We start from the raw sequence: 11,967 nt of genomic DNA, 5'->3' as shown, positions 1-11,967 counted from the left end.
CAGCTCCGTAGGTTCATCGGGATCAGGTGGCCTCACCGTCGAGCGCGGCGCGGACCAGGTCGTCGAGCGACATCCCGTCGATGTCTTCGCTCGCCTTCCCGGTGCCGCCGACCGGGTCCGGGACCTGCCCGGCCAGGCGCCGCAGGGGTTCCAGCACGCCGATCTCACGCAGGCGGGCCAGGGGTACCGTCGCGAGCAGGGCTCGCAGTTCGGCGTCGTCGTCGGAATCCGTGGCCGGCACCAGCTGCCGGACCAGGTCCGCCGCCAGCACCGCCGGGGACGGGTGGTCGAACACCAGCGTCGCGGGCAGTTCCAGTCCGGTCGCCGCCGCGAGCTGGTTGCGCAGCTCGATCGCGCTGAGCGAGTCGAAGCCCAGTCCGGAGAACGGCCGTTCCGGGTCGACCGCGTGCGGCCCGGCGAAGCCGAGCACCGCGGCGACCTGGGTGCGGACGACGTCCAGCGCGGCCTTCTCGCGGTCCGAAGCGGGCAGCTTCGCCAGCTTGTCCCGCAGGGCCCCGGAGACGTCGACCGGTGCCTCGGCGGTGAGCCGGTGGTACTCGGGCAGGTCGGTCAGCAGTGGGCTCGGGCGGGCCGCGGTGAACGTGCGCAGGAACGTGGCGTGGTCGATGTCGGCGACCACCGGGGTGGCGTCGCTCGCGAGCACGACCTGCGCGAACGTGGTGAGCGCGAGGTCCACCGGCACCGGCCGCGTCCCGGTGCGCTTGGCCCGGGCGGCGGCGTCGGCCGTCTCGGCCATGCCGGCCTGCCAAGCGCCCCAGGCGATCGACGTGCCCGGCAGCCCGGCGCGGGTCCGGTGTTCGGCGATCGCGTCGAGCACGGCGTTCGCCGCGGCGTAGTTGGCCTGCCCGGCGTTGCCGACCGAGCTGGACGCCGAGGAGAACAACGCGAAGACGTCGAGGTCGAGGTCCAGTTCGCGGGTGACCTGGTCGAGCACCCGCGCCGAGTCGGCCTTCGCCGCGAAGACGGCGTCGAACCGGTCGGCGTCGTAGCTTTCGAGGACTCCGTCGTCGAGCACGCCCGCCGCGTGGACCACGGCGGAGAGAGGCGCGTCAGCCGGGACGTCGGTCAGCAGGGTGCGCACGGCGGCCGCGTCGGTCAGGTCGCACGCCACGATCGACGCGCGCTCGCCCAGCTCGGCCAGCAGTTCCGTGCCGTCGGGGGTGTCCGGGCCGCGGCGGCCGGTCAGCACGACCTTGGCCGCGCCTTCGTCGAGCAGCCAGCGGGCCAGCCGCCGGCCCAGCGCACCGGTGCCGCCGGTGACGACGACAGTGCCGTGCGGGCGCCAGGCCTTCGGGGCCGCACCGGACGGCGTCCGGACGAGCCGGCGCGCGAACACGCCCGCGGCCCGGACCGCGACCTGGTCCTCACCGCCGGCGAGGATGCCGCCGAGCCGTGCGACCGCGTGGTCGTCGAGCTCACCCGGCAGGTCGATCAGGCCGCCCCAGCGGCCCGGCTGTTCGAGCGCGGCCACCCGGCCGAGGCCCCAGAGCGCGGCCTGCGCCGGCGAGGTGAGCCGGTCGGACGGGATCGCGGTGACGGCGCCGCGGGTCAGGCACCACAGCGGTGCGGTGCTGCCGGTCCCGGCGAGGGCCTGCAGCAGCGCGGTGGTCGCCGCGACCCCCGCCGTCGGCGAGGATTCGTCCAGGCCCAGCAGGGAAACGACGCCGGCGACGTCGTCGAACCCGCTGAGCGCGGCGGTCAGCGTCGCGCGGTCGGTGCCGGTGACGTCCATGCGCTCGGCCCCGAGGGCCTTGACCACACCGGCGGCCCAGGCGTCGTCGGTGCACCCGGTGGGCACGAGGACCAGCCAGGTGCCGTCCGGGACGACGCCGAGGGAGCCGCCGAGCGGCTTCCAGGCGATCCGGTAGCGCAGGTCGTCCACAGTGGACTGAGTGGCCCGGCGGTGCTTGAGGTCCAGCAACGCGGGCAGGACGGCGTCGAGCGCGGCGCGGTCGACGCCGAGGCCGGCCAGGGACTCGGCGTCCAGCTCCGCCCACAGGTCCTCGCTGGTACCGGCGGTGACCTGCGTCTGGTCCGGCCAGAAGCGTTCGTGCTGGAACCGGTAGGTGGGCAGGTCGACCGGCCGCGCGCCGGTGCCGGCGAAGAAGTCCGCCCAGCGGACCGGGGTGCCGGCGACGTCGAGGCGGGCCAGCGCGGCGACCACGGACGACTCGTCCGAGCGGCCCTTGCGCAGGGCGGCGGTGACCGTCGCGGCCTCGCCGGCGAACGAGCGGGTCAGCGCCGCGAGGGTGCTGTCCGGCCCGAGCTCGAGGTACTTGGTGACGCCGAGGGCGCCGAGGGCGGAGATCGCGCCGGTGAAGAGCACCGGACGGCGGGCGTGGTCCACCCAGTACCGCGCGTCCTGTATCTCCGGCCCGGCCGGGGAGGCCGTCACCGTGGACACGATCGGGAGCACCGCGGGGGCGTACACCACCCCCGCGGCGACCCGCCCGAAGTCGTCCATCATCGCGTCCATGTGGGACGAGTGAAACGCATGGCTGACCCGCAAATGTCTAGTCTTTCCGCCCGCCGCCGCGACGACCCCGGCCACTTCGGCCACGGCGTCCTGGTCGCCGGAGACGACCACCGCGTCGGTCCCGTTGACCGCCGCGATCGACAGCCGGCCGGCGAACCCGGCGACGAGGCGCTCGGCTTCGGCCTCGGTGGTCTGCAGCGACACCATCGCCCCGCGCGGCAGCTCCTGCATGAGCCGGCCGCGGGCGGCGATCAGCGTGCAGGCGTCGGCCAGGGACAGCACCCCGGCGACGTGCGCGGCGGCGAACTCGCCGATCGAGTGCCCGACGAGGTAGTCGGGCCGCACGCCCCACGACTCGACGAGCCGGAACAGCGCCACTTCCAGCGCGAACACCGCGGGCTGGGCCCACCGGGTCTCGGCCAGCAGGTCGGCGTCGTCGCCGAACATCGCCTCGCGCAGCGAACCGGGCAGTTCCAGGTCCAGGTGCGCGAACACGGCGTCGAGCGCCTCGGCGAACACCGGGAACCGCGTGTAGAGGTCACGGCCCATGCCGGGACGCTGGGAGCCCTGCCCGGAGAACAGGAACGCGAGCTTCCCGCCCGTCTGCGGGCCCGTGAGCACCAGCGGCGACGTCGTCCCGGCGGTGATCGCGGCGAGCCCGGTCAGCAGCTCCTCGCGGTCCTCGGCCACCACGGTGGCCCGCGACTCGAGCCACGCGCGGGTGGTCGCCGCGGAGTACGCGACGTCGGGCAGTGCCAGCTCCGGGCGCGCGGCGAGGTGGTCCCGCAGCGCGCGGGCCTGGGCCCGCAGGCCCTCGGGCGTCCGCGCCGACAGCTTGACCGGCACGGCCACGGCTTCGGCGGGCTCCCGCGTCGGCGTCGGCGGGGCCTGTTCGAGGATGAGGTGCGCGTTGGTGCCGCTGGCGCCGAAAGCCGACACCGCCGCGCGGCGCGGGCGGCCGGTGGCCGGCCACGGCGTGCTCTCGGCCAGCAGCGACACCGTGCCCGCCGACCAGTCGACGTGCTCCGAGGGCCGGTCGACGTGCAGGGTCCTGGGCAGCAGCCCGTGCCGCATGGCGAGCACCATCTTGATCACCGCGGCGGCGCCGGCGGCGGCCTGGGTGTGGCCGATGTTGGACTTGACCGAGCCGAGCAGCAGCGGCCGGTCCCGCTCGCGGCCGTAGGTGGCCAGCAGGGCCTGCGCCTCGATCGGGTCGCCGAGCTTGGTCCCGGTGCCGTGCGCCTCCACGGCGTCCACTTCGGACACCGTGAGCCCGGAAACGGCCAGCGCGCGGGTGATCACGCGCTGCTGGGCGGGGCCGCTGGGGGCGGTGAGGCCGTTGGACGCGCCGTCGGAGTTGACGGCCGAACCGCGCACGACGGCGAGGATCGTGTGCCCGTTGCGCCGTGCGTCGGATTCGCGTTCCAGCACGATCATCCCGACGCCCTCGGACCAGCCGGTGCCGTCGGCGGCGTCGGCGAACGCCTTGCAGCGCCCGTCGGCCGACAACGCGCCCATCTCGCCGAACTCGACGAACCCGGCCGGGCTGGACATGATCATCACGCCGCCGGCGACGGCGAGTGAGCACTCCCCCGCCCGCAGCGCCTGCGCCGCGAGGTGCATCGCGACCAGCGAAGACGAGCACGCGGTGTCGACGGTGACCGACGGGCCTTCCAGCCCGAAGGTGTAGGAGACGCGGCCGGACAGCAGGCTGCCGGCCTGGGCCGTGGACTGGTGGCCCGCGGTGTCGGTCGGCGGCCGGTAGTCGCCGGAGCCACCGCCGATGTAGACGCCGGTGTCGCCGCCGCGCAACGCGGTCGCGTCGACGCCGGAGCGTTCGAACGCCTCCCACGCCACTTCGAGGACGAACCGCTGCTGCGGGTCCATCACGATGGCCTCGCGCGGCGCGATCCCGAAGAAGCCGGGGTCGAACTCGGCCGCGTCGTGCAGGAAGCCGCCTTCCTTGGCGGCGCTGCTGCCCGGCCCGTCGCCGGTCAGGGTGGCCAGGTCCCAGCCGCGGTCGGCCGGGAAGCCGCCGACGACGTCACGCTCGTCGACGATCGCCCGCCAGAGCTCTTCCGGCGAGCCGATGCCGCCGGGGTACCGGCAGCTCATGCCGACGATGACGATCGGGTCGCCCGCGACCGGCGCGGCCACGCTCACCGCTGTCTCCTCGGCCTCGCCGATCAGCTCGCCGAGCAGGAACGCGGCCAGCTCGCGGGGGGTCGGCCGGTCGAAGACCAGCGTCGCCGGGAGCCGCAGGCCGGTCTCGGTGCTGAGGGCGTTGCGGAGGTCCATCGCGGTGAGCGAGTCGAAGCCCAGCGCGGAGAACGCGCGGTCGGTGTCGATCTCGGTCGTGTCCGGGTGCCGCAGCACCTCGGCGACGGCCGTCTTCACCACGTCCAGCACGACGTCGGCCCGGTCGCCCGCCGACTGGGCGAGCAGCCGGTCGCGCAGGCCGTGGGTCCGCTCGCCGGCCTCGGCCGGGCTGTGCAGCTGCGCCAGCAGCGGGCTCGGGCGCCGCGCGGTGAACGCCGGGCCGAACCGCTCCCACCGGACGTCGGCCACGACGGTGGTGACGTCGTCGGCGCGCACGGCCGTCGTGAGCGCCGTGACGGCAGTCGCCGGGTCGAGCGCGGGCAAGCCGCTGTCACGCAGGTGGTCGAGGTCCTCGTCGGCGCCTTCCCACGCCGAGAACGCGACGACCGCCGCCTTCTCGCCGCGGTCCCGGCGCTGCCGGGCGAACGCTTCGAGCGCGGCGGCCTCGGCGGCTTCGTCACCGCGGCCGCGCACGCCCCACACCCCGGCGATCGAGGTGAGCAGCACGAACGCGTCGAGTTCCTTGCTGTCCAGCAGATCCGCGAGGTGCCGGGCACCCGCGAGACCTTCGCCGTGGATGACGGCGTCGGGCGGGAACTGCGCCAGCAGGTCGCGCAACGTGTCGGGGTCGGCCGTCGCGCCGCGGACGACGTGGACGCCGTCGCGCTCGGCGAGCCGGTCCGCGATCGCGGCGGCCGGGCCGTCGCCGGTGACGAGCACGGTGCCGAACGGCTCCCAGCGCTCACCGGGCGCGCCGGCGCGGGTCAGGCGGCGGCCGTAGGCCCCGGCCGCCCGGACGGCGACCTGGTCCTCGTCGCCGGCGAGCACGCCGGCCAGCCGGGCCGCGGTCCGCGCGTCCAGCTCGGCGGGGACGTCGACGAGCCCGCCCCAGCGCACCGGGTCGTGCAGCGCGGCGACGCGGCCGAAGCCCCACAGCGCGGCCGTTTCCGGCGACGCGATCCGCTCGGCCGGGGTCACGGCGACCGCGCCCCGGGTCACGCACCACACCGGCGCGTCGAGGCCGGCGTCGTCGAGCGCGGCCAGCAGCGCGCGGGTGTCGGCCACGGTGTCGAGCAGCGAGACGATCCTCGTGGCTCGCACCTGGGTCAGGTCGGCGTCCGGGCCGTGGAGGTCGGCGCCGAGCGCGTCGGCGAGGGTTTCGGCCCATTCGGTGTCCGGACCGCTGATCACCGCGACGTCGGCGGCGTCCGCCGCGCCGACGGTGACGGGCTGCCAGGTGATCCGGTAGCGCAGGTCGTCGGCGGCGGATTCGGCGTCGCGCTTGCGGCGCCACTCGGCCAAGGCGGGCAGTACGGCGGTGAGTGCCGCCGGGTCGACGTCCAGGGCGGTCGCCAGCTCGGCGCCGTCGGCGCGGTCGACCGACGCCCAGAACTCGGCGTCGACGGCGGTCCCGGCCACGGCCGTGGCGGGCGCGTCGGGCCAGTAACGACGGCGCTGGAAGGCGTAGGTGGGCAGTTCGGCCCGTCGTGCGGCGGTGCCGGCGAACCAGGCCGTCCAGTCCGGGTCGGCCCCGGCGGTGAACAGCGTGCCGAGCGCGGCCGCCGCACTGTCCTCTTCGGACTTCCCGCGGCGGAGCACCGGCACGACGACGCGGTCGTCCGCCTCGGCGACGAGCGGCATCAGGACGGCGTCCGGCCCGATCTCGACGTACAGCGAGACGTCGGACTCCGCGAGCCGGTCCAGGGTGTCGCCGAACCGGACGGTGTCACGCACGTGCCGCACCCAGTACTCCGGCGACGTGACGTCACCCGACGTCACGACCGGGATCGACGGCGCCGCGAACCGCAGGCCCGCGACCACCGTGCGGAACTCGTCGAGCATCGGCTCCATCAGGTGCGAGTGGAACGCGTGCGAGACCGAAAGCCGTTTGCTGCTCTCGAAGTTCGCCGCGACGGCGAGCACGGCGTCCTCGACGCCGGACAGCACGATCGACTCGGGCCCGTTGACGGCGGCGAGGTCGACGCCGTCGGTGAGCCGGACGTCCGCTTCGGCCGCGCGGACGGCGACCATCGCGCCACCCGTCGGCAGCGCCTGCATGAGCCGGCCGCGAGCCGCGACGAGCGTGCAGGCGTCGTCCAGGGACAGCACACCGGCGACGTGGGCGGCGGCGATCTCGCCGATCGAGTGCCCGGCGACGAAGTCGGGGCGGATGCCCCACGACTCCAGGAGCCGGAACAACGCGACCTCGACCGCGAACAGCGCGGGCTGGGCCCAGCCGGTGTGGTTCAGCTCGGCCGCGTCGTCGCCCCAGGCGACGTCCCGCAGCGAGCCGGGCAGCCCGGCGTCGAAGTGGGCGCAGACCTCGTCCCACGCCTCGGCGAACACCGGGAACCGGTCGTACAGCTCGCGGCCCATGCCGAGGCGCTGGGCGCCCTGGCCGGAGAACAGGAAGGCGCTGACGCGTTCGCGGGCGACACCGCGAGCCACGACCCGGCCGTCGGCCAAGACGGCGCGGTGGTCGAGCGCGGCACGTCCGGTGGCCAGGGTGAACCCGGCGTCCAAGGCGTCGGCTTCGACGTCGGCCAGCAGGGCGAGCTGCGCGTCGAGCGCGGCCGCCGAGCGGGCCGACACCGGCCACGGCACGACCGCCGGGCGAGTGCCGGTGACGCCCTCGCGAGCGGGCGGCGCCTCCAGGATCACGTGGGCGTTGGTGCCGCTGACGCCGAACGACGACACGGCGGCGCGACGCGGGCGGCCGGTCTCGGGCCACGCGGTCGCCTCGGTGACGAGCCGGACCGCACCGGCCGTCCAGTCCACGTGGGACGACGGCTCGCCGACGTGCAGCGTCTTCGGGACCGTGCCGCGGCCCAGGGCCAGCACCATCTTGATGACGCCGGCGGCACCGGCGGCGGCCTGGGTGTGACCCAGGTTCGACTTCACGGAACCGAGCAGCAGCGGCTCTTCGCGCTCGCGGCCGTAGGTGGCCAGCAAGGCCTGGGCTTCGATCGGGTCACCGAGGGTGGTGCCGGTGCCGTGCGCTTCGACGACGTCGACGTCCTCAGCAGCCAGTCCGGCGTTGGCCAGGGCCTGGCGGATCACGCGTTGCTGCGACGGGCCGTTCGGGGCGGTGAGCCCGTTGGACGCGCCGTCCTGGTTCATCGCCGAACCCCGCACCACGGCGAGGACGTCGTGGCCGAGGCGGCGCGCGTCGGACAGCCGCTCGACGACCAGCACACCCGCGCCTTCGGACCAGGTGGTGCCGTCGGCGTCGTCGGAGAAGGCCTTGCAGCGGCCGTCGGCGGCGAGGCCGCCTTGGGCGTCGAACTCGACGAACGAGAACGGGCTGGTCATCACCGTGACGCCGCCGACCAGGGCCAGCGAGCACTCGCCCGAGGCGAGCGACTGAGCCGCCCAGTGCAGCGCGACCAGCGACGACGAGCAGGCCGTGTCGACCGTGACGGCCGGGCCTTCCAGGCCGAGGGTGTAGGACAGCCGGCCGGACAGCACGCTCGCCGTCGTGCCGGTGGCCATGTGCCCGGCGACGTCCGCGCCCGAGGTGAGCAGCAGGCCGGTGTAGTCCTGGCCGTTGGTGCCGACGAACACGCCGGTGTCGGAGCCGCGCAGGGTCGCCGGGTCGATCCCGGCGTGCTCCAGGGACTCCCACGACGTCTCCAGCAGCAGCCGCTGCTGCGGGTCCATCGCGAGCGCCTCGCGCGGCGAGATGCCGAAGAACCCGGCGTCGAAGTGCCCGGCGTCGGGCAGGAACCCGGCCTGGCCGGCGCTGATCGTCGAGAGGTCCCAGCCGCGGTCGGTGGGGAACGGCCCGATCGCGTCGCCGCCGCCGTCCAGGAGGTCCCAGAAGGTGCGCGGCGAGGTGACGCCGCCGGGGAAGCGGCAGCCGATGCCGACGATGACGACCGGATCGGTCGCGTCGGCCCGGGTGGCCGCCGTGGTCGTGATGAGTTCGGTGGTGCCGACCAGTTCGCCGAGCAGGAACGCGGTCAGTGCGCGCGGGGTCGGGTGGTCGAAGACCAGCGACGACGGCAGCGCGAGCGCGGTCGCCGCGCCGATGCCGTTGCGGAGTTCGACCGCGGTGAGCGAGTCGAAGCCGAGGTCGGCGAACGCGGCATCCGGTGCGACGGCACCGGCGTCGGAGTGCCCGAGGACCATCGCGACCTGCGTGCGCAGCAGGCTCAGCAGGTGCTTCTCGCGGTCCGCGTCGGGCAGCCCGGCCAGGGTGGTGCGCAGGTCGCCGCGCTCCCCCGCCTCGCGGGCCTGGCTGAGGACGGCCTTCGCCGCGGGCAGGTCGGCCAGCAGCGGGAACGGGCGGCCGATGCTGAACGCCGGGATGAAGCGGGTGAAGTCGATGTCGGCGACGACGACTTCGGCGTCGCCGGCGCCGATCGCGCGACGCATGGCCGCGATCGCGCGGTCCGGCGGCAGCAGGGCGAGCCCGCCGCGGCCGACGCGGTCCTGCACCCCGGCGTCCCCGCCGAGCATGCCGGCTCCTGCCCAGGGACCCCAGGCGATCGACGTCGCGGGCTGGCCCGCGGCCCGGCGCCGGGCGGCGAGGGCGTCGAGGTAGGCGTTGGCGGCCGCGTAGTTGCCCTGCCCGGCCGCGCCGAACGTGCCCGCGGTCGAGGAGAACAATACGAAGGCGTCGAGGTTCTCGGTCAGTTCGTCGAGGTTCTCGGCACCGGTGCACTTCGGGCCGAAGACGGTCACGAACTGGTCCGGGGTCAGGGAATCCGTGGTGCCGTCGTCGACGACACCGGCGGTGTGCACAACGGCGTTCACCGTCGGGAGCGACGCGATCAACCCGGCCAGGGCGTCGCGGTCGGCGACGTCGCAAGCCGCGATCGTCACGCGCGTGCCGCCCTCGGTGAGTTCGGCTTCGAGGTCGGCCGCGCCGGGCGCGTCCGGACCGCTGCGGCTGACGAGCACCAGGTGGTCCGCACCGGCCGTGGCGAACCGGCGCGCGACCTCCGCGCCGAGCCCGCCGGTGCCGCCGGTGATCAGGACGGTGCCACGCGGGGTGTAGGCCTCGACGGTCGTCATGGGGGCTGTGGCGAGGCGTCGGGCGAAGACCCCGGACGGCCGGACGGCGACCTGGTCCTCGTCGCCGATCCCGGCCAGGACGGCGAAGAGCCGGTTGACCGCGCGGGTGTCGAGGGTTTCGGGCAGGTCGACGAGCCCGCCCCAGCGCTGCGGCTGCTCCAGCCCCAGCACCCGGCCCAGGCCCCACAGGGCCGCACCACGCGGGTCCGCCGCGGGGTCGACGGCACCGACGCTGACGGCGCCACGAGTCGCCCACCACAGCGGCGCGGCGATCCCGGCGTCACCGAGCGCCTGCGCCACGGTGAGAGCGCGGTCGGTTTCTCCCAGCAAGGAAAGCACAACGTCTGTGTCTACTTCGGACAGTCGTGCAGCCAAGGTTTCGCGGTCTTCGTTGCCGACCTCGAACCGGACACCGTCCACAGCGGACAGGACCGACTCGGCCCACGCGCCGGGTTCGGCGGGCACGACGACCAGCACGCGACGCGGGGTCGCGGCCTCGGTGCGGACCGGCGTCCAGACGACGCGGTAGCGCCACGCGTCGGCCTCGGACTCCGTCCGGACCTGGCGCCGCCACGCGGTGAGCGCGGGCAGCACGGTGCCGAGCGCGTCGCGGTCGACGTCGAGCGTGGTGGACAACGAGGTGACGTCGGCGGCTTCGAGAGCCGTCCAGAAGCCGGTGTCGGCTTCGGCCGCGGCCTCCGCCGGAGCGGGCTCCGGCCAGTAGCGGGCGCGCTGGAAGGCGTAGGTGGGCAGGTCGATCCGGCGGGCGCCGGTGCCGGCGTAGAAGGCGGCCCAGTCGGGGCGGACGCCGTGCGCGTGCAGCTCGCCGAGCAACGCCGCGACGGTCTCCCCCTCCGGCCGGTCGCGGCGCAGCACGGGCCGCACCGCGACGGCCGTGTCGGTGACGATCTCGCCGACCATCGCCGACAGCACGCCGTCGGGCCCGAGTTCGACGTAGGCGGTGACGCCGGCGTCGCGCAGCGCGGTGATCGTGTCGCCGAAGCGGACGGCTTCGCGGGCGTGACGCACCCAGTAGTCCGGAGTGGACACCAGGTCCGCGTCGCCGAAGCCGCCGGTGATGCCGGAGACGAGCGACAGGTCCGGCGCGGAGTAGGTCAGCCCGGCGACGGCCGCGCGGAACTCGTCCAGCATCGGGTCCATCGCCGCCGAGTGGAAGGCGTGGGACACAGTGAGGCGACGGGTCTTCGGGAACTGCTCGGCGAACGCGAGGACGGCGTCCTCGGGACCCGCGACGACGGTCGCCCGCGGCCCGTTGACCGCCGCGATGTCGATGCCCTCGGGCAGCAGTGCCCGCACGTCCGCCTCGGACTCGCGGATCGCCACCATGGCGCCCCCGGACGGCAGCGCCTGCATCAGGCGCCCGCGAGCGAGCACCAGCGTGGCGGCGTCGGCCAGGGAGAACACCCCGGCGACGTGCGCCGCGGCGATCTCGCCGACCGAGTGGCCGGCGACGTGGTCGGGCCGCACGCCCCACGACTCCAGGAGCCGGAAGAGCGCGACCTCGATCGCGAACAACGCGGGCTGGGCGTAGCGGGTTTCGTCGAGCAGCGCGGCTTCCGGCGTCCCCGGCTCGGCGAACAGCAGGCCGTGCAGCGGGTGCTCGAGCCCGGCGTCCAGGTGCGAGACGACCTCGTCGAGGGCCTCGGCGAAGACGGGGAACCGCTCGGCCAGCTCACGCCCGGCACCCGGGCGCTGGCTGCCCTGGCCGGTGAACAGGAACGCCGTGCCGGGGCCACCGGTGGTGCCGCGCAGCACGGACGCCGCGGGCTGGTCGGCGGTGACGGCGGCGAGCCCGTCGAGGACGTCGTCGTGCGTGGCGGCCAGGACGACCGCGCGGTGGCTCAGGTCGGCCCGGGCCGTCGCGAGCGAGAAGCCGAGGTCGGCGAGCGCGGGCTCGGGCTGGTCGGCCAGCCAGGTGCGCAGGCGGGCCGCCTGGGCGCGCAGGGCTTCCGGCGTCCGGGCCGACACGACCAGCGGGACGGTCCCGACGGTCTTGGGCTCGGCTTCGGCTTCCTCGAGTTCGGCGGCGGGCGCCTGTTCCAGCACGGTGTGGACGTTGGTGCCGCTCAGGCCGAACGACGAGACGGCGGCGCGTCGCGGCGCACCGGTCT

Annotated in this window: 1 protein-coding gene (cut by a window edge); it reads right to left on the bottom strand. The window is 75.1% G+C overall.

Annotated elements, in window-relative coordinates; translation table 11 throughout:
- Nucleotides 1-22 precede the first annotated feature (22 nt).
- Nucleotides 23-11,967 carry the final stretch of a type I polyketide synthase gene (locus OG439_RS12370; RefSeq protein WP_326949525.1) on the bottom strand. Its footprint extends 15,292 nt past the window's final position, so 11,945 of the gene's 27,237 nt are visible here — the last part of the coding sequence; its start codon lies beyond the right edge, outside the window — the gene reads right to left on this strand; it ends in the stop codon at nt 23-25.

The sequence above is a fragment of the Amycolatopsis sp. NBC_01307 genome (assembly GCF_035975215.1).
Lineage (GTDB): Bacteria > Actinomycetota > Actinomycetes > Mycobacteriales > Pseudonocardiaceae > Amycolatopsis.
The sequence above is the reverse complement of the archived record's forward strand: the minus strand, read 5'-3'. Positions and strand labels throughout refer to the sequence as shown.